Source organism: Flavobacterium restrictum, from assembly GCF_007097245.1.
Taxonomy (GTDB): domain Bacteria; phylum Bacteroidota; class Bacteroidia; order Flavobacteriales; family Flavobacteriaceae; genus Flavobacterium; species Flavobacterium restrictum.
In genome coordinates this window covers 167,399-193,575 of record NZ_VJZT01000004.1, presented here as the reverse complement: position 1 = coordinate 193,575, position 26,177 = coordinate 167,399, and the positions used below count along the sequence as shown (strand labels likewise).

The 26,177-nt window shown below is 34.9% G+C and carries 19 protein-coding genes and 1 pseudogene; 11 read left to right on the top strand and 9 right to left on the bottom strand.

The annotated features are described in order from the left end of the window. The first annotated feature begins 62 nt into the window (after positions 1-62). Positions 63-662, top strand: a complete 600-nt coding sequence (locus FNW21_RS06315) for a DUF2238 domain-containing protein (protein WP_144255892.1) — start codon at positions 63-65, stop codon at positions 660-662. A 61-nt stretch (positions 663-723) separates the two neighbouring features. Here the strand turns inward: FNW21_RS06315 and FNW21_RS06310 are convergent, their stop codons facing one another. The 6 genes from FNW21_RS06310 to FNW21_RS06285 all read right to left on the bottom strand — a co-directional run bounded on the left by FNW21_RS06310 (position 724) and on the right by FNW21_RS06285 (position 6,115). Then, the gene (locus tag FNW21_RS06310) at positions 724-1,128 is read right to left on the bottom strand and encodes an ankyrin repeat domain-containing protein (protein ID WP_144255891.1); all 405 of its coding nucleotides are present in this window, start codon (positions 1,126-1,128) and stop codon (positions 724-726) included. A gap of 272 nt (positions 1,129-1,400) precedes the next feature. Continuing rightward, positions 1,401-2,543, bottom strand: coding sequence for a glycoside hydrolase family 26 protein (locus FNW21_RS06305; protein ID WP_144255890.1), 1,143 nt, complete (start codon positions 2,541-2,543; stop codon positions 1,401-1,403). 33 nt (positions 2,544-2,576) lie between these two features. Continuing rightward, positions 2,577-3,527, bottom strand: coding sequence for a phosphoribosylaminoimidazolesuccinocarboxamide synthase (locus FNW21_RS06300; protein WP_144255889.1), 951 nt, complete (start codon positions 3,525-3,527; stop codon positions 2,577-2,579). Between the two features lie 154 nt (positions 3,528-3,681). After that, entirely contained in the window at positions 3,682-4,497 is an 816-nt protein-coding gene (locus FNW21_RS06295; protein ID WP_144255888.1) for a Cof-type HAD-IIB family hydrolase, read from the bottom strand. A 119-nt stretch (positions 4,498-4,616) separates the two neighbouring features. Continuing rightward, positions 4,617-5,570 carry a PhoH family protein gene (locus FNW21_RS06290; protein WP_144255887.1) on the bottom strand — a complete coding sequence of 318 codons (954 nt, stop codon included), beginning with the start codon at positions 5,568-5,570 and terminating at the stop codon, positions 4,617-4,619. 20 nt (positions 5,571-5,590) lie between these two features. Further along, complete coding sequence (locus FNW21_RS06285; protein WP_144255886.1) at positions 5,591-6,115, bottom strand: hypothetical protein; 525 nt, start codon at positions 6,113-6,115, stop codon at positions 5,591-5,593. Between the two features lie 114 nt (positions 6,116-6,229). Here FNW21_RS06285 and FNW21_RS06280 point away from each other — a divergent pair, with 114 nt between their 5' ends. The 4 genes from FNW21_RS06280 (at position 6,230) to dnaN (ending at position 10,847) form a co-directional block, all read left to right on the top strand. Continuing rightward, a complete protein-coding gene (locus FNW21_RS06280; RefSeq protein WP_144255885.1) occupies positions 6,230-7,057 on the top strand; it encodes an SAM hydrolase/SAM-dependent halogenase family protein in 828 nt (275 codons plus the stop codon). A 153-nt stretch (positions 7,058-7,210) separates the two neighbouring features. Beyond that, a complete protein-coding gene (gene gldF / locus FNW21_RS06275) occupies positions 7,211-7,936 on the top strand; it encodes a gliding motility-associated ABC transporter permease subunit GldF (RefSeq protein WP_144255884.1) in 726 nt (241 codons plus the stop codon). Further along, positions 7,936-9,621 carry a gliding motility-associated ABC transporter substrate-binding protein GldG gene (gldG, locus tag FNW21_RS06270; RefSeq protein WP_144255883.1) on the top strand — a complete coding sequence of 562 codons (1,686 nt, stop codon included), beginning with the start codon at positions 7,936-7,938 and terminating at the stop codon, positions 9,619-9,621. Before gldF ends, gldG begins: the two co-directional genes overlap by 1 nt. Before the next feature lie 107 nt (positions 9,622-9,728). Further along, complete coding sequence (dnaN, locus tag FNW21_RS06265) at positions 9,729-10,847, top strand: DNA polymerase III subunit beta (protein ID WP_144255882.1); 1,119 nt, start codon at positions 9,729-9,731, stop codon at positions 10,845-10,847. 114 nt (positions 10,848-10,961) lie between these two features. Here dnaN and FNW21_RS06260 read toward each other — a convergent pair whose 3' ends face one another. Beyond that, a complete protein-coding gene (locus FNW21_RS06260; protein ID WP_144255881.1) occupies positions 10,962-12,734 on the bottom strand; it encodes a MutS-related protein in 1,773 nt (590 codons plus the stop codon). Between the two features lie 346 nt (positions 12,735-13,080). Here FNW21_RS06260 and pfkA point away from each other — a divergent pair, with 346 nt between their 5' ends. The 3 genes from pfkA to FNW21_RS06245 all read left to right on the top strand — a co-directional run bounded on the left by pfkA (position 13,081) and on the right by FNW21_RS06245 (position 16,151). Continuing rightward, positions 13,081-14,067, top strand: coding sequence for a 6-phosphofructokinase (gene pfkA / locus FNW21_RS06255; RefSeq protein WP_144255880.1), 987 nt, complete (start codon positions 13,081-13,083; stop codon positions 14,065-14,067). Positions 14,068-14,159: 92 nt separating this feature from the next. Beyond that, positions 14,160-15,164 (top strand): type I glyceraldehyde-3-phosphate dehydrogenase, encoded by a 1,005-nt coding sequence (gap, locus tag FNW21_RS06250; protein ID WP_144255879.1) that lies wholly within the window; start codon positions 14,160-14,162, stop codon positions 15,162-15,164. A gap of 135 nt (positions 15,165-15,299) precedes the next feature. After that, positions 15,300-16,151, top strand: coding sequence for an N-acetylglucosamine kinase (locus tag FNW21_RS06245; protein ID WP_144255878.1), 852 nt, complete (start codon positions 15,300-15,302; stop codon positions 16,149-16,151). A 23-nt stretch (positions 16,152-16,174) separates the two neighbouring features. Here FNW21_RS06245 and FNW21_RS06240 read toward each other — a convergent pair. Continuing rightward, positions 16,175-16,345: pseudogene (locus tag FNW21_RS06240) on the bottom strand (Rid family hydrolase); the annotation flags it as partial. A 292-nt stretch (positions 16,346-16,637) separates the two neighbouring features. Beyond that, entirely contained in the window at positions 16,638-16,982 is a 345-nt protein-coding gene (locus FNW21_RS06235; RefSeq protein ID WP_262710616.1) for a helix-turn-helix domain-containing protein, read from the bottom strand. 476 nt (positions 16,983-17,458) lie between these two features. On the opposite strand from FNW21_RS06235, the gene FNW21_RS06230 reads away from it, so the two are divergent. From FNW21_RS06230 to FNW21_RS06220, 3 genes are all read left to right on the top strand, one after another. Beyond that, on the top strand, positions 17,459-19,288 hold the full coding sequence (locus FNW21_RS06230) for an autotransporter outer membrane beta-barrel domain-containing protein (RefSeq protein WP_144255876.1): 1,830 nt from the start codon (positions 17,459-17,461) through the stop codon (positions 19,286-19,288). A gap of 4 nt (positions 19,289-19,292) precedes the next feature. Then, positions 19,293-19,751 carry a T9SS type A sorting domain-containing protein gene (locus FNW21_RS06225; RefSeq protein ID WP_144255875.1) on the top strand — a complete coding sequence of 153 codons (459 nt, stop codon included), beginning with the start codon at positions 19,293-19,295 and terminating at the stop codon, positions 19,749-19,751. A gap of 78 nt (positions 19,752-19,829) precedes the next feature. Further along, positions 19,830-26,177 (top strand): FG-GAP-like repeat-containing protein, encoded by a 6,348-nt coding sequence (locus tag FNW21_RS06220; RefSeq protein ID WP_144255874.1) that lies wholly within the window; start codon positions 19,830-19,832, stop codon positions 26,175-26,177.

The following is a 26,177-nucleotide window of genomic DNA, read 5'->3' as shown; positions in this document are numbered from 1 at the left end:
TTTGATTTAATTCGGATTGGTTTAGTATATTCGTCCCAAATTGAATTTTAAAATCCTACCCAATGAATTATATTTACGGATTACTAACCGTCTTTTTTACCACTTTACTTTGGTCAGTAATCAATCCTGCCGAGGGTTTCACCTGTTTTTTAGAAATAATTCCCGCTTTGATTGGGTTTGTAATTTTGGCACTTACGTTCAAAAAGTTTCGTTTTACTAATTTCACTTATACGCTAATATTATTGCATTGCATTATCCTTTTTATTGGAGGTCATTATACGTATGCCCAAGTTCCTTTATTTGATTATTTCAAAGAAATTTTTCATCAAAGTCGAAATAATTATGACAAAGTGGGGCATTTTGCACAAGGATTAGTTCCAGCTATGATTACTCGTGAATTGTTTATTCGGAAAAATGTGATTGCCAACAAAAGCTTTTTTAACTTCATCATTGTTTGTATTTGTTTGGCGATAAGTGCGGCTTATGAATGGATTGAATGGGGCGTTTCTATAGCAACTGGTGATGGTGGCGATGCTTTTTTGGGCACACAAGGTTATGTTTGGGACACACAATCGGATATGTTATTTGCTACTATAGGAGCAATTGTGGGTTTGCTTTTGTTTTCTAAAATACAAGATGAACATCTTAAAAATCTATCTTAAAACTTCAAAAAAAAACTCCATTGCGATTTACAATGGAGCTTATTTGATTGATGATGATTTATTATCGTTGTGCTACAGGGTTGGTCATGGCTAATTTCAAGTACACAACAGCATCGCTAGCATTGGATAATTGTGCATATTTCAAAGCATCAATTCCATTGTCATCTTTCTGTTTTAATTTGGCACCATTAGCCAATAATAATTTAATGATTTCAACTCTATTAAAACGAGCCGCCATCATTAATGGTGTTAATCCGCTTGATTTTTCATTAACATCTGCGCCATATTCAATAAGTTTTTGGACAAGTGCAATTTCGCCTTTGTAAATCGCAACACATAATGGTGTTGACAATTCGTATTGGGAATGATTAACGGTACCATAAACTACTGGACGAACTGTTGAAGCGTTTGAGATTGCTGAAAAACTTACTAAAGCAATTGAGAGGTAAACGATTGATTTTTTCATGATAATTGATTTTTTGATTTTTGATTGATTTATGAATTACTAATATTCTATGCAAATATATGTCTTAAAAAAGGTATTTTGCTTTACAAGGTACTAAACATTAACTATATTTTAACTTTTTGCTTTTTCCCTATCTACAAAAACTCCTCCCCTTCCTACTTACAGACGGAATACAATCAAAAATGTTACAGCTTTGAGAAATTGAAACATAAAAAAACCAACATTCAAAAAGAACATTGGCCAAACTGAACAACAATAGTACTTTAAAAACTTTAGAACAAACCTAAAAACTTTCGTTTGTAAATTGCTTTCAAATCGTTTTCGAATAAAGTGTGCGGATCGTTATAGAATTTTATAAAATCAGGAGCACTAATTTGTCCCGGAAATGGGGCATAAAAATGTGTGGGACTTTGAGAATCATTACGCCAAACGAGTACATAAGCCAATTGTAATTTCTGGGATTGCAATGTTTTGAGTAGTGTTTGCGTCCACCAGTTTGGATTGGGAATAGATTCCAGACCTGTTTCGGTAAAAGCGGCTAATTTTTTCTTTTTTATAGCATAATCCGAAATGATTTTTAGTTTTCTAACCCCCATTTCGAGATTGTAATTCCCATCACGACCAAAGTCACCGTAATTATCCATTCCTAATAAATCAACGTAATCATCGCCAGGATAGCGCTCTAAAAAATCGGCTTCGGAGGTAAATTTATTGTCTGGGGAAAAGGCGTAAATAAAGTTGTGAACGCCTAAAGTGTCTCGCAAATAAGTGACCGTAAATTGCCAAACGGCTATAAAATCCTCTCGAGAACAGTGCGGTTTCCCCCACCAAAACCATTCGCCATCAAATTCATGATACGGCCTAAAAATCATTGGTGCTAGTTTGCCGTCTTTGGCTTTTACCGAATGGGCAAAATCAGCAATCGTTTTCAAGATTTCGATATACGCTTGGTGCTGTGAACCGCCTGGTTTTATCATAGAAATTGCTGGTACCGAAAGCGTATCGACCCAATAAAAACCACCTTTGGAAGCGGGATTAGAAAAATGCCAAGAAACTGTAGTAACGCCACCGCGTTCGTAAGTTGCAATGACATTTTTTTGCAAGACTGCTTTTGTCTTTTCGATTTCGGCAGATGGCCTTCCTGAAAAACCGCTAAAATCAATTCCCACAACAGCAGGATGTGATCCACAAACGGACTTTACATCAGAACGATTTGCGTCACCAGACCAACCATGACCATATTCTAGAGCATGTTGATGTCCAAAAAGTAGGTACTTTTTTGAAATACTTTTCAGGTTTTTGTACAATGCTTTGGTTTCATAAGTAGCTTTGGCATCTATTTGTGCAAATGAAAAATTGGCTACCAAAACCAAAAACGCTACAGCCGCCATTTTAGAAATTGTTATTCTTGACATTAGTTAAAAGTTTAATTAACGTCAAAAATAAAATTAAGAAGCTAAATAGTCTAATACGTTTTTCTCAATTCGTGCGTCAATATTATCAATAGCCGCTTTTACAAATTTTTCGCCTAAAATATTCTCGTACAACTCAATATATCGATCCGAAACTGTTTCAATATAAGCATCAGTCATTTCAGGAATTTGTTGTCCTTCTAATCCTTGAAAACCGTTTTCTATTAACCAACGGCGAACAAATTCCTTGGACAATTGTTTTTGTTCTTCGCCTTTATCCTGGCGTTCTTGATACCCATCTGAATAGAAATAACGAGACGAATCTGGAGTATGAATTTCGTCAATAAGAACAATAACACCGTCTTTTGTTTTTCCAAATTCGTATTTGGTATCCACTAAAATTAAGCCACGACTAGCAGCAATTTCGGTACCGCGTTGAAACAAAGCACGAGTATATTTTTCTAAAACCAAATAATCGGCTTCCGATACGATTCCTTTCAATAAAATGTCTTCGCGTGAAATATCGGCATCGTGTTCGCCATTATCTGCTTTGGTAGTAGGAGTTATAATTGGTTTTGGAAATTTGTCGTTTTCTTTCAAACCTTCAGCCATAGTAACGCCACAAATTTGTCTTTTGCCAAGCGCATATTCACGAGCAGCATGACCTGAAACATACCCACGAATGACCATTTCTACTTTGAAAGGTTCACATAAATGACCAACCGCAACACTGGGATCGGGAGTTGCAATCAACCAATTAGGAACAATATCTTGGGTTAATTCCATGAATTTAGTCGCAATTTGATTGAGAATTTGCCCTTTGTATGGAATTCCTTTTGGCAAAACTACATCAAATGCCGAAAGTCTGTCCGTTGCAACCATAACTAAAAGTGCGTCGTTTATGTTGTAAACTTCTCTGACTTTTCCTCTATAAACTGATTTCTGATTTGGAAAATTAAAATTAGTGGTTGTAATTGTATTGCTCATTATTGGTTGTGTTGTTTTTTTTAAATGCAAATTTAAGATTATTTTGGTTCACTATGCAAAAAATTCTAAATTGAAAAGACAATTAAATCTTTACTTAAAAACGGCTTTGCTTAATTACAAAAGTCCAATCATTACTCGTTAATTTATTAATTTATTAATTTATTAATTTATTTGACAAATAAGTAGCAACTCCATCTTCATTATTAGTCAAAATCACTTCGAGATGTGCCAATTTATTTTTTAAACTCTCGGGTGCATTACCCATAACTAGGGCTTTTCCTGTGGCGAAAAGCATTTTTTCGTCATTAAAACCATCGCCAAAAGAAATTGCTTCTTCAAAAGTATGTCCTTCTAATGCTAGAATTTTTGCAATAGCAACACTTTTATCTACTGATTTGTCCATAAATTCCAGACAAATGGGCAAACTAAAAGCATGGCTGAATTCATCTGGATGCTGAATCAAAATTTGCTCTTTTAAATCTACTAATTTTTGATGATCGTCATGCGTAAAAAACAATTTTATAGCACTGTAATCATCCAGCGAATCAAAAGCGACTACTTGAGGCGGATACGTCATTTCTTTTTGGAAACTATTGAGTTTAGTATTAGTTTTGGAGGTTTGCCAAACATTTTCTCGGAATAATACTGTCGTTATTTCTGGGTCGATGTCTAATGCCAAAACGGAGGCAATCGATTCGCTTTTCATGTTTATAGCATACAAAAGTTCTTGGTCAGGTGCGTGAATTCTAGCCCCATTCGATGTGACTAAATAGACGGGAAAACCCAATTCTTTTACAATAGCCATCGCATCTAAATGATGGCGACCTGTAGCCACAACAATTAAATAATTTTGTTTATGAAGTGCTTGAAATACGGATTTTGTATAGGACGATATTTGGTGATTTGAATTTAAAAGCGTTCCATCTAAATCACTTATTATTACTTTAATTTCAGTATTCTTATGCTGCATTTGTAGTTTTTTTTTCTATTCCTAAATTTTAATTAGACATCAAAATTTAGCATTTTAAGTAAAAGGAACAAAGCGAAAAAAAATAGTTTTCTTTCGCTTTGCTGTTTTAAATAAAACTTTTAGTAATCATTATTTTCTATTTGTTTATACGCATCAATCACTTTTTTGACTAGTCGATGGCGTACAATGTCTTTGTCGTCCAAATAAATAATCCCAATTCCGTCTACGTCTTTCAAAACCAACAAGGCTTCTTTGAGTCCAGAGATGGTGCGTCGTGGCAAATCGACTTGGCCTGGATCGCCAGTAATCATAAATTTGGCACTTTTGCCCATGCGTGTGAGGAACATTTTCATTTGCGAATGCGTCGTATTTTGCGCTTCGTCCAAAATTACAAAAGCGTGATCCAACGTGCGACCCCTCATAAATGCTAAAGGTGCAATTTGAATAATCCCTTTTAGGATGTAATCTTCTAATTTCTCATTAGGAAGCATATCCCGCAAGGCATCGTACAAGGGTTGCATGTACGGATCCAGTTTTTCCTTCATATCGCCTGGCAAAAAACCAAGATTTTCTCCAGCTTCAACGGCTGGTCGAGTTAGAATAATTTTTTTTACTTGCTTTTCTTTCAACGCTTTTACCGCCATGGCGACACCTGTGTAGGTTTTGCCCGTACCTGCTGGCCCTACGGCAAAAACCATGTCATTTTTCTCCATCGTGTCGACCAAGAGTTGCTGGTTGGGCGTCATGGGTTTTATGATCTTTCCGCCTACGCCATGAACCAAAATTTTGTCGTGACCGTAGGCTTTTCTGTCCTCTTGGGAGTCACTTTGAATGACTCTTTCAATCACATTGGCATCAATCATATTGTAGCGTGTAAAATGAAACATGAGCCGCTGAAATCGCTTTTCGAATTCATCTAAAACTTCTTTTTCACCAAATGCTTTCAAAGTGGTGCCTCGAGCAACAATCTTTAGTTTTGGATACTGTTTTTTAATCATTTCAAGATGAGTGTCTTGTGCGCCCCAAAAATCTTTTGGAGCGATGTCTATGAGCTCAATGATTCGTTCGTTCAAAAGTTTTATTTTTTAAAAGGTTAATTTAATGTCAATCGAATTCCAAGACCATTTTGGTTGGTTAGGAACTCGGTTTTTTGGATTTTAAATGTTGTACTTCCTACTTTTAAACCTTTATTATAGTCTGAAACTACATTCTTGATTTTTTTAGCAAAACCGATTTTTACTGGGATTGCAATTAGCAGTGCTGCGAGTCCTACATAAGTCAATGCGGTAGGATAGGTTCTCTCACTTTGGATAGAATAATACCCACCACCAACTGGGGTTGAAGTCAATCCAGATGAAGTTGCACCATGAATTAAATCACCAACTAATAAACCAAAACCGCTTATAAGCAAAATATTTCCTATTGTTTTTTTAGTTCTTCCTGCATTATATTCAGCTAGTAATTTTTCATTGTCTTTTACTAATTCTCGGACTTGATTTGGCGTAATTTTTTGGTTTTCGGAATTTAAAATTGTCCCATTGGATTTATAAATCAAGTTTTGAGAAAACGATTGCATACTCAAAAAGAGTAGAAAAAAGAAAAAAAGGGATTTAAACATAAGTGGTGTTTTTTTTAAAATCTAATTAATTAAAGCCTAAAATACTTTAGCTTTGCACATCTCAAATTTAATAAAAATTAGGGTTAAGTACGCCCAATAGTTATAAACAAAATTATGTCAATAATTACCCTTACTACCGATTACGGCTTGAAAGACCACTTTGTAGGTGCGTTGAAAGGGAAAATTTTATCAGAATATCCAGAAGCTACTCTTATTGACATTTCGCATTATATTGACCCATTCAACACAGTAGAAGCCAGTTACATTCTAGGAGCCTCCTATGCGAGTTTCCCCAAAGGAACGGTACATATAATAGGTGTTGATATGGAATTGAACAAAGAAAACCAGCATATTGCCATACAATGGAATGACCATTATTTTATTGCTGCCGATAATGGTATTTTGAGTATGCTTACGCAAAAAATGGTAATCCAAAAAATGGTAGCCATCAACATACACGATCGTTTGCACAGCGAAGCATCCGATATGGATGTTTTTGTAAAAGTGGCGTGTCATATTGCCAAAGGTGGAATGCTAAACGTCATAGGAAAAGAGATTCAAACCATCAAACAAGTTACTGAATTACAGGTTTTGGTAGGTGAAAACGGAACTTATTTGAGCGGAAACATTATTTATATTGATCATTTTGGGAATGTTGTAACCAATATTTCCAAAAAACAGTTCCTCGAAATTGCCAAAGGCAGGCCATACGAAATTGTTTTAAGAACAAAAAATATCAAAACCATTTTGCCTAATTATTCCGCCATAGCAAGCTCCGATAAATATCCCATCAAGAATTATGAAGGCGAAAAATTAGCCCTTTTTAACGAAGCTGGCTTTCTAGAAATTGCCATTTATCGCAGTAATCCGTCCAAAGTGGGATCGGCCAATAGCTTATTGGGATTGAATTACAGGGATAGTATAACAATAAAATTCCTTTAAAATCACAGAAGAATAAATACCTTTTTTGGAATCAATCGATAGCGAAATTTCTAATGTAACGATAAAAGTAATAGGTCAAAAATGCTCTTTGGAACAAATAAAAAAATAAAAACAACCGTGCGCCTTTGCGACATTGCGGTAAAATAAAAACGAATGAAATCAATAGTATTACGAGAAATAAAATCTTTTTTTGGCTCCCCCATTGGCTACTTGGTCATTGCGGTTTTTTTAATAGTTAACGGCCTTTTTTTATGGGTATTTCAAGGAGAATATAACATACTAAATTCAGGCTTTGCTGATTTGACTCCCTTTTTTACACTATCGCCTTGGATATTGACTTTCCTTATTCCTGCCGTTACCATGCGCAGTTTTTCGGATGAGAAAAAACAAGGAACACTAGAGCTATTGCTTACCAAACCGTTATCGATTTGGGAAATTGTTAACGGAAAATTTCTAGGGGCAGTGCTCCTTATTATCATGGCCATTATCCCCACTTTTATATACGTAAGCCTTATTTCTAGTTTAGGAATGCCCGAAGGAAATATCGATATGGGCAGTACTATAGGATCGTATTTTGGGTTGTTATTCTTGATTGCAGGTTATACCGCTATAGGAATTTTCACCTCTACACTATCTGATAATCAAATTGTAGCTTTCCTACTAGCCGTGTTTTTATGCTTCTTGTTTTACTTTGGATTTGATGGTTTTGCTACTATTACGCCATCATTAGGAACCGTTTTGACTTCGTTAGGCATGCAAGATCATTTCAAGAGTATGAGTCGTGGTGTTATTGACACTCGTGATGTTATCTATTTTGTAAGCATTGCTGCTTTGTTTCTTTCGTTTACTGTTTACAAATTAAAATCTTCTCAAGCCTAATGAATACTTCTAATAAAAAAAACGGGAAATATATATTAGGTATTATTACCTTATTAGTGTTTTTGAATGTGTTGAGCAACCGTTTTTTTCACCGTTTTGATTTAACCAAAGACAAAAGATACACCCTATCCGCAACTTCGTTAAACATTATCAAACAGGTTCAAAATCCGCTGTCTATAAAAGTATATATGCAAGGTGATTTGCCTGCTGATTTCAAGCGTTTACAGCAAGAAACCAAACAATTACTGGAAGAATTTCAAGCCTATAATCCCAATATTGTTTTTGAATTTGTAGATCCTTTAGAAAACAAAGACGAAAGTATGGATATGATTAAGGAGTTGTATCGAAAAGGACTCACCCCCATAAACATTACCGTTGACGACAAAGGAAAACAGTCGCAAGCCATGGTATTCCCTTGGGCTGTTGCCATTTACAACAATAAAGAAGTGACAATTCCTTTGTTAAAAAATAGAATGGGTGCTTCGACTACTCAAAAAGTCATTGGTTCCGTGCAACATTTAGAATATTCTATCGCCGAAGGACTGAATAAAATCACCAAAGACAAACAAAAAAAGGTAGCCATCATCAAAGGAAATGGCGAACTCAAAGAAGCTTATATTGCCAAGTTTTTGATGCAAACTAGAGAAAGTTATTTTATTGGTCCTTTCACATTAGATTCGGTTGCAAAAAATCCTATTGGAAGTCTAGCCGCTTTAGAAAAATATGATTTAGCCGTTATTGTAAAACCCACAGAAACCTTTACTGATGCCGAAAAACAAGTACTCGATCAGTACATCATCAATGGTGGGAAAACCTTGTGGCTGGTGGATCAAACCGTTGCTGAAATGGATAGTTTATACAATGCTTCGGGAGCTACATTGGCCTATCCTCGAGATCTAAATTTGAATGACCTATTCTTTAAATATGGCTTTCGCATCACACCCGATTTAGTCAAAGATGAGCAAGGTAGCCCCATAAAATTAGCTACTGGCGATCCTGGAAGTGCGGCACAATTTCAAGAATTTATCTGGAAATTTGCACCCCAAATATATCCTACTAGCACGCATCCTATTGTTAAAAATTTGGGTGGTATCAAATTTGATTTTGTAAATCCTATTGATACTTTAAAGAATGGAATTAAAAAAACCATTTTGCTACAATCCTCACTATACTCCAAAAAAGTGGGAACGCCCGCCGAGATTAGCTTGAATAGCGTAACGGAACAAACTACTCCTGCAGCATATGCGGACAAAGGCAATTTGCCTGTTGCGGTGCTGCTAGAAGGAAATTTTCATTCGATGTTTGAAAACCGAGTGCTCCCTTTTGAGCAAAAGACGTTTGAAAATAAAGGCAAGAACAACAAAATGATAGTCATTTCCGACGGGGATTTAATTCGGAATCAGTTAGATAAAAACGACCAACCTGTAGAATTGGGCTACGACCAAAAATCGGGGAATTTATACGACAACAAGGATTTTATCATGAATTGCGTTAATTATTTGCTCGATGACAACGGACTTATTAACATTCGAAGCAAAGATATTGACTTGCCGTTATTGGATAAAGAAAAAGTTTATGAAAATTATACGCGCACTCAAATCCTAACTATCGGACTTCCAATTCTTATTTTAGTACTTTTTGGGGTGGTTTTTACTTTTCTTCGCAAAAGAAAATACAGCAAATAGATGTTAATAAAAAAGTTTCGATGGTAAAGTAGTTTACGATATATTTGTAAACGCATTTTATTTTAAAGTTATAAAAAATAGAATCCACACAAAATAAAACATAACAGATGAAATTTATAGTATCGAGTTCGTACTTATTGAAACAATTACAAGTTTTAGGTAGCGTAATCAACAGCAACAACACCTTGCCTATTTTGGATAATTTTTTATTTGATTTAGACCATAATGTATTAACGGTTTCGGCATCGGATCTTGAAACTACTATGTCAGCGACTTTAGCTATTGATTCTACTAGCAAAGGAAGCGTTGCCGTTCCTGCAAAATTACTTTTGGAAATCCTCAAAACGTTTCCAGAACAACCTCTAACTTTTACTGTTGAAGAAAATAACACGATCGAAATAAGTTCCAATTCAGGTAAATATGCTTTGGCGTATGCCCCAGGAGAAGAGTTCCCAAAAGCGGTAAACTTGGACGAACCATCGGTAACTTTGGTTCCTGCTGATGTGCTAGCAACGGCTATTAGCAAAACTATTTTTGCTGCAGGAAATGATGATTTGCGTCCCGTAATGTCTGGAGTTTTCTTCCAGTTTTCGCCACAAGGATTGATTTTTGTTGCTACTGATGCGCACAAATTAGTAAAATATGCTCGAACGGATGTTACGGCTTCGCAAGTGGCTGATTTTATTATGCCAAAGAAACCATTGACTATTTTGAAAAGTATTTTATCTACTTCGGATGCCGAGGTAACTATTGAATACAACGATTCGAATGCGACTTTTTCATTTGATAATTATATTTTAATGTGCCGTTTAATTGACGGAAAATATCCAAACTACGAAGCGGTAATTCCAAAAGAAAATCCAAATAAATTGATGATTGACCGCTCTTTGTTTTTGAGTTCGGTGCGTCGTGTTGCCATTTTCTCTAATAAAACAACACACCAAATTCGATTGAAAATTGCAGGTGCCGAATTAAATGTTTCTGCCGAAGATATTGATTATTCCAACAAAGCCGAAGAGCGATTGACTTGTGATTACCAAGGGGACGACATGCAAATAGGTTACAATTCTCGTTTCCTTACCGAAATGTTGACCAACCTACAATCCGATATGATTATGCTCGAAATGTCATTGCCTAACAGAGCTGGAATTCTAACTCCTGTAGACGGATTAGAAGAAGGGGAAACGGTAACAATGCTAGTAATGCCAGTAATGCTAAACAGCTAACTAAACCAAAAATAAACTAACCAAAACCACTATTATATTTGAAGAATCCGAAATCCCTAACCAGAATTTCGGATTTTTTTTTACTTAAAAGGCTTGTTTTAATTGGAAAAAAAATCAAATAACACCCATTTTTTTCATTAAGAAAGTAGCACTTTTATTTTGGCAAATACCTGATCGGAGTTTGTAATCAAAATGAAGTTCATCATTATGTATCTCGACTTCAAAACAATTGTTGGTCAAGATATTGGGATAGTCATTTGTAGTCAAACATACTTCGATATCGTGGGTTGCAATGGCGCCAATGGCCTGTTTTGCAATGACTTTTTTGACAACTTCAATGGTGCCATTCCGTTTATCATCGGAGTTGGTGCCTCTCAAAATTTCATCTAATAATACAAAAGCGGGTTGGGTTTCAAGCGCATCCATAATTTGTTTCAAACGCTTTATTTCGGCAAAAAAATACGATTCACTATCGGATAATGAATCCGATAATCGCATAGAAACCAATACCGGCATTGGATGTACATTGCCCTCCGATGCACAAACGGGAGCACCAATTCCCGCTAGAACCATATTGATTCCCAAGCTGCGCAAAAAAGTACTTTTGCCAGACATATTAGAGCCCGTAAGAATCATAAAGGACTGCGGATAAAATTGCACCGTATTGCCAATGCGCGTTTTAGGATTCAACAATGGATGACTTAAGTCCGAAAATGCAATTTCGAAATTGGAATTCAACTCTGGAAAAGCAAATTCTTTATTGTTATACGAGAAATTCGACAGACTATTGAGCATTTCAAATTCGCCCACAACCAATAACCATTCCTCAAGAAGCGTTGCGTTGTCTTTTTTCCATTGCAATAAGGCATTCAAAACATGAAGATTAAAAAGAAAAGTACCATTGAACAAAAGTGCTGTGACAAAATTGCTGCTACTATCCATTTTAGAAAACAAACCCGATAATTTCTTGAAATGAAGACTTGCTTTTTGGTTATTACTACCTAATTTTTGTTGCAAATTCAGTAATTTTTGGGATTGAAAAAATTCACTTTCAATTTTTTGAACCAATAAACTGTAATTGAAAATAATCCTGTCAATTTGGGATGATTGTGCCATTTCGGCGTTGATTCGCTTTAAAAATTTACCTGCAAAACCCAAATTAAAAACAAAAACATACGCCAAATAGGACAACCAAACGGCATTTAAAGTCACTAAATACGCTATAAATATCCCTAAAAACAATAACGGTGTTGCATATGAAATTACCCTTGAAGTAAGTGATAATGGTTCATTTGCACTCCTATTCCACTGCAACAAGGCGTCGTAAAAGGATTTAGTATCACGACTGATTTTGGCGAAAGCCGAGAATTCCTGACGCCAAACTAGCTTTTGATTCAATTCTTTTATAGCTTCTTGATTTTTTAGAATCGCATCATTTGGCAGTAATTGAACTAATTGGTTGGCGAGCGTTTTTTTTCCTATATAAGTCGCCGTTCGATTGAGATTTTGAAACAAAGAATGGGCACCAAAAACATCCAAATCATACGCATACGGATGCTGAAAATCATTGAATTCAACTCCGTTTTCAAACGGAATTGCTTTTCGTTCTAAATAGGCAATTTCATTTTGATTAATATCAAAAAGTGCTGTTGTTACTTGTTTTTGAAACGCTAATTTAGCATGCAAACGCATCAAAATAATAAAAGTAACAAAGAAAATGACCGCTAAAAAAAGGTACAAATTGCTTTGTGTTTTGAGATCATAATAAAGACTTCCTAGAAAAAGTAAAATACTCAAAAGCCGAAAAAAACTAATGCGGCTGTATCGAGAATTGATTTTTTTTAATTGATCCGAAAAATGGTGACTCTTGCTGGTATATAATTTCATTTCTTGTGGTGTGAAAAACAAATGTAGGTGTTTCGAAAATCAATTTCAAAAATCAGTGACAAAATCAATTTTCGGAATCCAGTAGAAATACAAAAAATGCAAAAACCAAAACCCATTCCATCACTTCAAAAGCAAAAATCATCAAAAAAGATAGCCTCCAAAAAATGATAATTGTTTAAAAAAAAAGAAAAAAATTGATTTTTGTGAAATAAAATGTGCTTGTTTTTGCTTTTTCAAAAACTTATTAACGAAAACGTTTGAATTTAGCTTTATTTAGTAAATTATTAATAACATACTCTAAAAAGTGCTCAATGTTTGCTAAATTTACACTTTTAATACTTTAATAATGCCAAAAACAATAAAAAAGATAGGTGTTCTAACCTCCGGGGGAGATTCACCTGGAATGAATGCAGCCATACGTTCAGTTGTGCGTACTTGTGCATACCATAATATAGGATGTGTGGGAATTTATAGAGGATACCAAGGAATGATTGAAGGAGACTTCAAGGAAATGGGACCTCGAAGTGTAAACAATATTGTCAATAAAGGAGGAACTATTTTAAAATCAGCTCGTTCTACAGAATTTAGAACGCCAGAAGGTAGAATAAAAGCACATAAAAACCTTGTTGACGCAGGAGTTGATGCCCTTGTTGTTATAGGTGGAGACGGCTCTTTTACAGGAGCATTACTTTTTAATACTGAATTTGATTTTCCAGTTATAGGAATTCCAGGAACAATTGATAACGATATTTTTGGTACTAGTCATACTTTAGGATACGATACCGCCTTGAATACTGTTGTAGACGTAATTGATAAAATTAGAGATACAGCAAGTTCCCACAATCGATTATTTCTTATCGAAGTAATGGGTCGTGATGCTGGTCATATCGCTTTGAATGCCGGAATTGGTGCGGGTGCCGAAGAAATTTTAATCCCCGAAGAAGATTTAGGATTAGAACGATTACTAGATTCACTCAAAAAAAGCAAAGCAGCCGGAAAATCATCGAGTATCGTAGTAATTGCTGAAGGCGATAAAATAGGTAAAAGCGTTTTTGAACTTAAGGATTACGTAGAATCTAATTTTCCAGAATATGATGTGCGTGTATCCGTATTAGGACACATGCAACGGGGTGGTTCACCATCTTGTTTTGATCGCGTACTCGCAAGCCGATTGGGCGTAAAAGCAGTAGAATCCTTACTTGAAGGACAGTCCAACTATATGGTTGGATTGTTACAAGATAAAATTACACTTACCCCACTTGAACAAGCCATAAAAGGACACACCGAAATAGATTTAGAATTACTTCGTGTATCGGATATCATGTCAATATAATATAATTTTTAAGCGAAAGGCTTCGATTTGAAACCCAATACTTAAAGCAAACCAATTTAAAGTAAAATAAATAAAAATTAAAATCAAGTAAAATGTCAAAAGTAAAATTAGGAATAAACGGTTTTGGAAGAATAGGACGAATAGTTTTTAGAGAAACTTTCAACAGAGATAATGTAGAAGTTGTTGCAATCAACGACTTATTAGATGTAGATCACTTGGCTTACTTATTAAAATATGATTCTGTTCACGGTCGTTTTAATGGAACTGTAGAAGTAATTGACGGAAAACTTTTTGTAAACGGAAAAAACATCCGTATCACTGCCGAAAGAAATCCTGCTGACTTGAAATGGAACGAAGTTGATGTTGATGTAGTTGCTGAATGTACTGGTTTCTTTACCACTATCGAAACAGCTAATGCGCACGTTACTGGTGGTGCCAAAAAAGTAATTATTTCTGCTCCATCTGCTGATGCTCCAATGTTTGTAATGGGTGTAAACCATACTGAAGCTAAAGCTACTGATATTGTTGTTTCAAATGCTTCTTGTACTACTAACTGTTTAGCACCATTAGCTAAAGTTATCAATGATAATTTTGGAATTGTTGAAGCTTTAATGACTACAGTTCACGCTACAACGTCAACTCAAATGACTACTGATGGTCCTTCTAGAAAAGACTGGAGAGGTGGACGCGCTGCTTCATGCAACATCATCCCATCTTCTACTGGAGCTGCAAAAGCTGTAGGTAAAGTTATCCCTTCATTGAACGGAAAATTAACTGGTATGTCTATGCGTGTTCCTACGACTGACGTTTCTGTAGTAGATTTAACTGTAAAAGTAGAAAAAGAAACTACTTACGAAGAAATTATGGCAGTATTGAAAAATGCTTCTGAAACTACAATGAAAGGTATCCTAGGATATACTGAAGATTTAGTTGTTTCTCAAGATTTCGTTTCTGATTCAAGAACATCTATCATTGATGCTAATGCAGGAATTGGATTGAACTCTACTTTCTTCAAAATCATTTCTTGGTATGATAATGAATATGGTTATTCAAGTAAATTAATTGATTTAGCTGTTCATATTTCTAGTTTAAAATAATACTCAATATACCTATAAAATCCTGTTCGTCTTGTGCGAACGGGATTTTGTTATTTTAAGGCTTTTTATAAATGTAAAAAATACACTTTTTATTTTTTAAAAAAGAAAACTCACCAAAACCAAAAAACCAATAAAATGAAATTAATAGTTGATAGTGGTTCTACTAAAGCGGATTGGATCGCAATAGATGATAATGGAAAAGTATTATTTACAACCCAAACATTAGGACTTAATCCAGAAATATTAGAAGGAGACGAAATCATTGAGCGTTTGAATGATCGCTTTGATATTTTGCAAAACAAAAAAACCGCAACCCATTTATTCTTTTATGGTGCTGGTTGTGGAACCGAAAGAATGAAGGTCGAATTGACTCAAATTTTTCAAGAATATTTTTCTAATGCTATAATTTCAGTTCACGAGGATACGTATGCAGCTGTGTATGCCACTACTCCAAAGGGCGAACAAGCCATCGTTAGTATTCTAGGTACTGGTTCTAATTGTAGTTATTTTGACGGCAAGATATTGCACCAAAAAGTACAATCGTTAGGATATATTGCCATGGATGATTGTAGTGGAAATGTTTTTGGAAAAGAATTAATTAGAAAATATTATTTCAACAAAATGCCAAAAGAATTGGCAGAAGAATTTGAGAAAGAATACGATTTAGATCCTGATTTTATTAAAAGTAAATTGTACAAGGAACCCAATCCAAATGCGTATTTAGCTACTTTTGCAAAATTCCTGATCAAACATAAGGATACCGAATTTTGTAAAAAAATTATCTTCAAAGGAATGAAATCTTTTGTAAAAAATTACATCAGACAATATGATAATTGCAAGGAAGTTCCCGTACATTTTGTAGGTTCTATTGCTTTTTATTTAAAAGACGAATTGCAACTTACCTTTGATAAATACGAAATGACATTAGGTAACGTATTAAGAAGACCTATAGATGGTCTAATTGCTTATCACGTTGCTAATCAATAATAAGAATTGACTATGATTGTTGTTTATAAAACAGCAATCATAGTAATTTCTAGATTTACATTTTTTGGCAAGCAAGCCACTTGAACCGTTTCCCGTGCTGGAGCGGTTTTTTCGTTAAAATACGAACCGTAAACGGTATTTGTTTTTCCAAAATCAGCCATATCCATAATGAATATTGATGTTTTTATCAGATTGCTCGAATATGCACAAAATCTCTAGTGTTGGATAGCGGATTTGCAATCCATGCCTACTAACGAGGGCAAACAACATAAAAAAAGCTATATCAAAAACAATATGGCTTTTATTGTTGTTTAAAATGTGACACAGCATTTCAAGTAGAACCATTTTTTATTTTCGAAGACGTAATTCACAATAAAAATCAAGTCACCTTTGAATGCAAATTTACAGGAATTCCAATACACAACTTGATCACCTGGCAAAAAATATGATTATGGAGCAATTGAAATTGGCTTTTTAGGGCTTGTATTATATCTTGTTCGAGACTTTTTTTTCTAAATCCGCAATTTTAATATCCTTTTCAACCAACATTTTATCATATAATTCAATCACTTTTTCAGAAAGATTATTAATAATATTCCCAGTTAAAGTTGTTGACCCACCGTTTTGATTGTTGTTTATCAAGATATATTTCTCTTCTGAAAGCAATAACTCTTCGGGTTCAATTTTATAAACACCACATATCTTATCAATCATAGAAGTCCAAGTGGCCGTTTCTCCTTTTTCCATTCTTGTATAAGTTGAAGGAGAAATACTCAATTGTTCGCAGATTTCTTCAAGTGTAAAACCATTTAATTTACGCAATTTTTTCAATTTCTTACCAATTGATATATTTATAATTCGGTTATTTTTCCTTCAAAAATAGAAAATAAATATTCATTTTTCGATGCTATGCCTTAATTAAATGTTAATTAATTTTGGTAGAAACATTCGAAGCTAATACTTATGAGACACAACTACTTAAATTTCAATGTATTTTGTGAAATCGTATTCCTAATTTAGAAGTTGTTTTACAGTTGATTTCAAAGACATCCTTTGGGAGAAATCATATAGAGGTAAACTCGCTGAATATATTTTTGATGTTCAACTCACAACCAATTATGGATTTATACTCGCTTGAAGTTTCTTATCCATCTAAACCATTAATAAAACAGACAAAAATATTAGCAATTTTGATTATTGGGTTTGGAAAATGGATGAAAAAGGAGAACTCAATTTGGCTAAAAAAATAACCCTAGCATTAGAAAATAACTTAAAAAACAAAAAATAACACATTAAAAATTTACATAATGAAAAACACAATCAAATTATTATTTTTAGGATTATTTCTTTTTGGAATAACAGCAACTAGAGCACAAATTTCTACTGCAAATGGAGGTACTCTTTCTCCAAATGTGCCAACCACAAATACCAATGTTGGTATAGGAACAACTGCTCCAACCGAAAAACTTGATGTTGTTGGTAATATTAAAGCATCAGGAACGGCAACATTTGCATCAACGATAACTGCACCTACTTTTAATATATCAGGACAAACAGCTTCAACATTAGCATCATTCGATACTGCCAAAAATGTTGTTTCATTACCAACAGTGACTTATCCCTCATTATCTGAACTATCATTTGTAAAAGGGGCAACCTCAAGTTTACAACAACAAATTAATTACATTCCTGGTAATTACTTTAATTTTGCAACGTCACCTTTTCCTGGATATGTACCTTATAATACAACTGGTGTTAAATTTGGAGCAACACCTATTTATTTTAATGGTACAAACATAGGAATAGGAACAACAGCACCTACTGAAAAACTTGATGTTGTTGGTAATATTAAAGCATCAGGAACGGCAACATTTGCATCAACAGTAACTGCTACTCAATTAATATCTAATGTTGCAACTGGAACTTCACCTATAACAGTCACTAGTACGACAGTTGTTCCTAATCTTAATGCTGATTTACTTGACGGACTACACGCTACAAGTTTTCAACCTAGTTCTGCTAATCTAACAGCCATAAATAACATAGCTTATACCGGAACCAATGTAGCCGCAGTAAAGACAGCAAGTGGTTGGGTCAGTAAGGATGCTGCTATACTTGATACTCCTTATGCAGGTAGTACTACTATCCCAGTAAAGTTTGTGAACGGTTGGGGCTATATGAATGCTTATCAATTTATTCAAACTAGTGGGAATTATAATATATCAGGAATAATTACTGCTCCTACTGCTGCTCTAGGAACTAATACTACTCAACTAGCAACTACTGCTTTTGTACTTGCAAATACTGCTGGTTTAACACATAATCAAGCATGGAGCACACTAACCTCAACACCTACAACATTGGCGGGTTATAGCATTACTGATGCTATTAAAAATATGCGGTTTGTATCAAGTCTTAATACAATTTCAGAAAGTGGTATTTATCGTGAAGAACAACCTAGTTCAGGATATTCTTTCACTACTACTCTTAATATGAATTCTGCTGATGGGCGACAACAATTAACTATTGATAGAAATGGTTCTGGGATGAAATTTAGAGGTTCAATTACTGGAGGAACTGCCGATGATTTTGGCACTTGGAAAACTGTTATTCATGATGGTAACGTAGGGAATTATACTATTCAAAATCAAAATAGTTCTGCTCAATCTGCTAATATGTGGATTAGTGGAAATGGAATTTTTGGAGGTAACGTAGGTATCGGCTCCAGCAACCCCGATCAAAAACTCACAGTAAAAGGAAAAATTCACGCCGAAGAAATAATAGTAGATTTAGCCGTTCCTGCAGATTATGTTTTTCAAAAATACTACACTGGAAAATCGGAATTAAAATCTGATTACGTTATGCCTACACTTGCCGAAATTGAAAGTTTTACCAAGAAAAATAATCACTTGCCTAATGTGCCATCGGCTCAAGAAATAAAACAAAACGGTGTTCTCCTGGGAGAAATGTCTAACATTTTGCTCCAAAAAGTGGAGGAGTTGACGCTTTATGCTATTGAACAAGATAAAAAAGCAGCACTACAACAGCAAGAATTAAATCGTTTGAAAGCAGAAAATGAAAATTATAAATCGCTCGCTGAAAGGCTGTCAGAAATAGAAATAGAATTAAAAAAGTAAGGCTATGAGAAATTATTTACTACTGCTGTTTTTAGGTTTTTCACTATTTGCTAAAGCCCAAGCACCAAGTAACAAACTTGTTTTTGAATATGATGGTGCAGGAAATCAAGTAAAAAGATATTTGTGTTTAGGTTGCCCCTCAACAACAGGAAAAAAAGCAAATCCCAAAGAAATTATAGCGCTCAAAGAAGAAGATTTACAAAAATTCTTTCAGGAAGATGTTATTTCCTACTATCCCAATCCTGTAAAAGAAGAATTGTACTTAAAATGGGAACTTATTGCAGACAAAACTGTTACCTCCATCTATTTATATGATATAAATGGGAGAGTTTTAAAAACCTACGATAATCTCGATAAAGCTAACAATCTAAATATATTATTTTTTAACTATCCTACAGGTACTTATCTTATTGTTTTGATATATAATGATGGAGAACAAAAAACAATAAAAATTGTAAAATAAAAAAGTTGTTGGCTTCTAACCTTTGTCAATTTCCCAAAGATTTTCTTCCAAATAACCAATAGCTTAAAAAATATTAACATGAAAAAACAATATATTTTCATTCTACTTTTTGTAACTCATTTGATTATGGGACAAACAGGTACTTCAACCGAAGTAGGTGTTACCGAAGGACAATTATCAGTTTCGCTTACGGGTGGAGCTACTTATTCCATACCAGTTGCTGTTCCACCGGGGATAAACGGAGTTGTTCCACAAGTAAGTTTAACATACAATAGCCAAGCAGGCAATGGTTTGGCAGGTTATGGTTGGAATATTTCGGGAGTATCTACAATTACTAGAATACCCTCTGATAAATTTCACGATGGAATTATAGATGCCGTAGATTTTGATACTTTAGACCGTTTTGCTTTAGATGGGCAACGTCTTGTAGTAAAAAACAGCAATAATGGTGTATATGGAGCAGACGGCACTATATATGAAACTGAAAGTTTTTCGAATATAAAAATAACATTTTATAAAGACATTACGCAGATTGGTAATGGTTTAACTTTTCAATTTACAGATCATTTTGTAGTAGAATACCCTGACGGGTCAAAAGCCTATTATGGTAATTCATCAGATTCTCGTTCATTAACAGATTGGGCAATTACCTATTGGGAGAATCCTCAAGGAGTTCGTATAAGCTATAGTTATAACAATACAAATAATAGTTTAAGTATTACCTCAATAAAATATGGAAGTATTGGTGGTTTGATCCCTATAAATGAAGTCAAATTTGTTTATAAAACAAGAAACAGACCTGAACAATTTTATGTAAGTGGTGAATCTATTTTGCGAAATACAATTTTAAGCGAGATTCAAGTAAATGGTAACGGTGTTGGTTTTAGAAAATATTTATTAAATCACAATACTGCATATTTAGGCTATCAGACTTTGAATAGTATAACCGAGACAAGTGGTGACGGAACAAAAAATTATAATCCTACAAATTTTACTTATGGCGTAACCGAAAGCACAATATCCCACTCATCAGCTATTCCAAGTGGTTTAACAAATGCAATATCTGAAAATACAGCAACGATTTCAGGGGATTTTGATGGAGATGGTATAATGGATTTTGTAGCATATCCTACTATAGGTTCAGATGCAAAAAAGAAGTTTTGGTTGTATAACAACATTAACAATAATAATGGAAGTATAAATCCAATTGAAAAAAATAGCGGGTCTTTTGACGATATATTCGCTTCAACTTGGTTGGATTCCAACAATAAAATGGCATCTGGCCAAGGAATTATGGCTATACAAAGAGTGCCATATACTCTTGAAATTGATTTTAATACTTATGTTACTTCTATTTATGGAGGTGTTGGTATTATTAATAGTAAACAAGTTTTTTTTCCTACTACTCTTGTAAGTTCCTATGGCTTTTATGGAAACGTTGTTTTAGCAAAAAAATACTTGAATGGTGATTTTAATGGTGATGGGCTAACTGATATTGTTGCAATTGACAAAAGAGATGATAGTGCAGGCTATACAAATAAAGTCTTTTTTATTGATTTAGACAGTCGTAAAATAACTAATTTCTGGAGTCAAGCAGGAGTTTTATCCAATAATTTTTCAGATACTGATAGAATTGAAGCAGCAGATATAAATGGTGATGGCAAAACCGATATCATACATTTCACAAATGGAAGCCTAAAGGTATACACATTAAATGATACTAACCAACTAACTTTGTTATGGAGTACAACAGATTCTAATATTGTTACCAGTCAACCCATATTATTAGGTGATTATAATGGAGATGGTAAAATGGACTTTATAATTCCAAAAAGTACGAGTTCATATTCCTATGATTATTTTAAGTATTTATCAACTGGCAACGGTCTTGTAAAAACAAGTGAAACCTATCCTTTTCCGAATGAAGGAAGTAGCAGGGTAAGTGGAGGAAGTTATACTAATAATCTCATTCCTTTAGATATTAATGGTGATGGCAAAACCGATATTGTTCGTTTTAAATCTCTTTACGGCACTACTTATGGTGGTGGTAGAATAATAATAACATCATTCCAAAACGATGTAAATAGCTTTACGGACAGTTCCTCTAAAATAGAATCAGACATTATCCTAGATCCTTCCATAATCGATTTTCCTGTCCCAATATTTCTATCTCCAAATACCAACAACCGCTATTTTGAAATAGCTGCATTAACAGGTACAAAACTTTTTACTTTCACTTCTAATAAGGATTTTAGCAAAGAAAGACTTTTGAACACCGTTACTACTGGTAACGGCGTGTCTGAATCTATAACGTACAAGCCACTCCAACAAGACCCGTACGAAACGATTTATACCCCAAGCCCATATTTAAGTGTTTATCCGAACATCGATATAAATGTAGCTCCCAGTTTTAAAGTCGTTTCCAAAATCGAGGAACGAAGATCTTCCTCGTCTGTCGTTTACAAAAAACAATTATTTGCTTATAGTGGGGCAGTTTCTAATATTGAAGGTCTTGGTTTTCTTGGCTTTCGTTCCACAATGAGAACCAATTGGTTCGACGACACTAGTTCCGATGTTTCAACCAATCAAATTATTTCAAATTTATCCAAATTTGACATAGAACAACGTGGAGCAAATACCGAAAATTATACCGTGTTGGGTTTAGCTAATCCTTTGAACCCTTCCTATAATACACCTACTTCTAGAATCATTTCAAAAGAAGGAACATATACCATAACAGGAACAGAAAATTTAGTTGCAACCCAGCGCATTAGTTTAAAGCCAAACTCTTGGATAAAAGCAGGAAGCACCTTTACAGCCAAAATAAACCCTGATGCTAACGCATCGCCTAATACACCAAACAATTACATTACCAAATCGATTTTGACTTATGAAAGTGAGTTGTTGGCCAACAAAGTTTATAAAATTCAGAATATCGTTGCCCAACAATGGAATGGTTTAGACAATACCAGTTCAAAAACTATTACAACGTATGATGCTTACAATAATCCCATTCAATCTATAACAACAGCGAGTAACGGAACTGCTGTAGAACAAACCTCTATAGCTAATGTAAATTATGTACCCGCTAGTACATCTCCGTATGTTGTAGGCAGACCAACGAGTAAAACACAATCTATAAGCGTTACAGGAGATACAACCACTAGCGAAGAATTATATGCCTATACGAATCAATTACTTACTCAAGTAAAGAAAAAAGGAAACAATACCAACTATATTAACGAAGATAATATCTATGATGCCTTTGGCAATATTACCAAAAAGACTATTACAGCTTCAGGACTTACACCAAGAGTTACTAATTATGAATACGACCCGTCAGGAAGATTTTTAACAAAAAGTATTGACATTGAAAAATTAGAAACAGTATTTACTTACAACTATGCAAACGGAAATTTATTAACCGAATTACTACCTTCAAAACCCGGATACCCATTATTAACAACATATGAATATGACCCTTGGTTCAAAAAGAAAAAAACAATCGACTATCTGGGTAAAAGTAACAACTACGCCTATTCTCGAATAAATAGCGTAAATACTAAAATTACCACAACGGGTGATGATGGTAGTTATAGCGAAGAACTATTTGATGATTTAGGCAGAAAAACAACTTCAGGAGTCAGAGATATTTCTGGTGTTGCTATTTCCTCCGTTTCCTATTTATACGATATTTATGATCGAAATATTAAAGTGAGTGAACCCTATTTTGGTACTGGAGCCACCCAATGGAACGAAACTAAATATGATGAGTATGGCAGAACAAAACAAAATATTTCCTTCACAACAAAAACAGTATCAGTTAGTTATTCAGGCTTATCTACAACGGTAAACGATGGTTCAAAAACCAAGACTTCCTTAAAAAATGCCATAGGCAATGTGGTTAGTATGACTGATACACCAGGTGGCACAATAAACTATACATATTTTGCTAATGGCAATCTAAAAACTAGCAATTATGATGGGGTTGTTACCACTATAGAGCAAGACGGCTGGGGTCGAAAAACAAAACTAACCGACCCATCAGCTGGGGAATACCGTTACGCCTACAATGGATTTGGTGAAACCACCACTGAGATCACACCAAATGGCACAACAACTTATACGCTTGATGCTGTGGGTAAACTCACTACAAAAACCATATCAGGAACCAATACCAACAGTAGCACGACATATAACTATAATGTCACATCAAAATTGTTGGATTCCAGTATTTTCACAAACACACTGGAAGCGGGCGCTGTAACCACTAATACTTTTTCCTATGATGATTACAAACGTTTGACAGGTACTACCGAAACAACTCCTTATGCTACTTTTAGCAAAACAATCAATTCTTTTGACGCTTTTGGAAGAGTAGAAACTGAAACTACCACGGGAACAGCCAATGGTAAAACAAGCAGCAAAACCATAAAAAACACTTACAAAAACAGTTATGCTTGGCAAATCCTAGACGATAGCAACCAAAAAATATTATGGCAAACCAAGACCGTTAATGCTCGTGGGCAATTGCTAACGGCAGATTTAGGAAATGGCATTGCCATAACCAATGACTATGATACCTATGGCTTTGCATCCCAAATCAAACACGACAAAACTAGTGCAAGTCCTACAAATATAATGACGCTGACTACGACCTTTGATGAAAAAAAAGGAAATTTAAAAAGTCGCAACAACAATATGTTTAACTGGACTGAAGACTTTACAACCAGCTATGACAACCTAGACAGATTAACCTCTTACAAAAACGCACAAGGTGCAATAGAAACCCAAAACTATGATGATCGTGGCAGGATAACTCAAAATAATTTAGGAACTTACAATTACACTAGTACTGCCAAAGCCTATCAAAACACATCCGTAACACTAACAGATGTAACCTTACCCTATTATCTAAACAGACAGAATCAAAGCATAAGCTACAACACCTTTAAAAGTCCAGTAGAAATAATAGAAGACGGTATAGATCGAATAAGTTTTACTTATAATGACAACAACGACCGTAGTGCAATGTTTTATGGTAGTACAAATCCAGACAAAACCCTACGCCCAAACCGAAAGGACTACTCTGCCGATGGCAGTATGGAAATAAAAACCACTCCAACAAGCACAGAGTTTGTAACTTATATAGGTGGCGATGGCTACTCTGCACCAATTGTGTTAAAAAGCGACGGTACAACCCAAAATTATTTATATTTACACCGCGATTATCAAGGAAGTATTCTAGCCATTACAGATGCCAATGCAGTTGTTTTAGAAAAACGTTTGTTTGATGCTTGGGGTGCAATTCTAAAAGTACAAAATGGTGCTGGAGTTGCATTAAACGGTCTTACTATTCTTGACAGAGGTTACACAGGACACGAACATTTGCAAAGTGTAGGACTCATAAATATGAACGGTCGTATTTATGACCCTAAATTACATCGTTTCCTGCAACCTGATAATTATGTGCAAGATCCAAACAATACCCAAAGTTATAACCGATATGCGTATTGCTGGAATAATCCGCTGAAATATGCCGATTATAACGGAGAATTCTTTGGGTGGGATACTTTGGGATTAGCTATTTTAGGGGGAGTGATTAATTGGGGCATACACGGATTTCAATTAAACAGCCAAGGTGCTTTAGCTTTTGGTATTGGTGCCGTAGGTGGGGCAATGCTCTCTTATGGGAACGTAGCTGGTCTTTCGTTTTTCCAAGCGGGTTCTCTTGTTGCAGCAACGGCAGTAACATCATCACTCTTCACAAGTACAGCAAACCACATAGCTTTTGGAGATCCATTAATGACTCCAAAAGAGTTGGCAATAACGACTGGAGTATCTTTTGTTACTGGCGGCTTGTTTAGAGTACCAAGAGTTCCAGTAAGCACTGTTTCAGAATTGACACCTACAGGTATAGTAGGCATTCAAGCAGAAAGCACAATTGCAGCGACTACTGGACCAACAACAATGGCAAATGTAGCTTCTAAAGCTGTAAATGAAACTAGTAAAGAACTAGCTAAAAGCGGGATAACATTCAAGGTTACGACAAATCTTGAAGGGTTAAAATCTGTCGCTGTTAGTGGTATTAACCCTATTGTTGATGAAAGTGCCATTGCACTGAATGAGGTGGTGGCGCATGGTGCCGCTAAGACGGGAGTTAATGCGGTAGAGCAAGCAGCCGTACACGGAAATTCATTGTTAAGCACCAAACCAACGTGGGGATACAAACTATTTTCTAATGACGGAACGTTCTTAAAGAATGGTATCACAAACAAACTCATTCCCGAAACTCGATACACTAAAGCTTTTATGTCTGATAAGTATATGGAAGCAATCCCATTCCCTAACAGGCTTGGGGCTTACCAATGGGAGTTCGGACAAAATCAAATTTTACGTGGGCCGTTAAACTTCAATATGCACTAA

Bases quoted from the DNA above. Each gene is read 5' to 3' on its own strand.
- FNW21_RS06295 (WP_144255888.1), bottom strand. From the start codon at position 4,497: ATGCAGCATAAGAATACTGAAATTAAAGTAATAATAAGTGATTTAGAT.
- FNW21_RS06220 (WP_144255874.1), top strand. From the start codon at position 19,830: ATGAAAAAACAATATATTTTCATTCTACTTTTTGTAACTCATTTGATT.
- FNW21_RS06310 (WP_144255891.1), bottom strand. From the start codon at position 1,128: ATGAAAAAATCAATCGTTTACCTCTCAATTGCTTTAGTAAGTTTTTCA.
- FNW21_RS06260 (WP_144255881.1), bottom strand. From the start codon at position 12,734: ATGAAATTATATACCAGCAAGAGTCACCATTTTTCGGATCAATTAAAA.
- pfkA (WP_144255880.1), top strand. From the start codon at position 13,081: ATGCCAAAAACAATAAAAAAGATAGGTGTTCTAACCTCCGGGGGAGAT.
- FNW21_RS06245 (WP_144255878.1), top strand. From the start codon at position 15,300: ATGAAATTAATAGTTGATAGTGGTTCTACTAAAGCGGATTGGATCGCA.
- FNW21_RS06300 (WP_144255889.1), bottom strand. From the start codon at position 3,527: ATGAGCAATACAATTACAACCACTAATTTTAATTTTCCAAATCAGAAA.
- gldG (WP_144255883.1), top strand. From the start codon at position 7,936: ATGAATACTTCTAATAAAAAAAACGGGAAATATATATTAGGTATTATT.
- FNW21_RS06305 (WP_144255890.1), bottom strand. From the start codon at position 2,543: ATGTCAAGAATAACAATTTCTAAAATGGCGGCTGTAGCGTTTTTGGTT.
- dnaN (WP_144255882.1), top strand. From the start codon at position 9,729: ATGAAATTTATAGTATCGAGTTCGTACTTATTGAAACAATTACAAGTT.
- gldF (WP_144255884.1), top strand. From the start codon at position 7,211: ATGAAATCAATAGTATTACGAGAAATAAAATCTTTTTTTGGCTCCCCC.
- FNW21_RS06280 (WP_144255885.1), top strand. From the start codon at position 6,230: ATGTCAATAATTACCCTTACTACCGATTACGGCTTGAAAGACCACTTT.
- FNW21_RS06230 (WP_144255876.1), top strand. From the start codon at position 17,459: ATGAAAAACACAATCAAATTATTATTTTTAGGATTATTTCTTTTTGGA.
- FNW21_RS06225 (WP_144255875.1), top strand. From the start codon at position 19,293: ATGAGAAATTATTTACTACTGCTGTTTTTAGGTTTTTCACTATTTGCT.
- FNW21_RS06315 (WP_144255892.1), top strand. From the start codon at position 63: ATGAATTATATTTACGGATTACTAACCGTCTTTTTTACCACTTTACTT.
- gap (WP_144255879.1), top strand. From the start codon at position 14,160: ATGTCAAAAGTAAAATTAGGAATAAACGGTTTTGGAAGAATAGGACGA.
- FNW21_RS06285 (WP_144255886.1), bottom strand. From the start codon at position 6,115: ATGTTTAAATCCCTTTTTTTCTTTTTTCTACTCTTTTTGAGTATGCAA.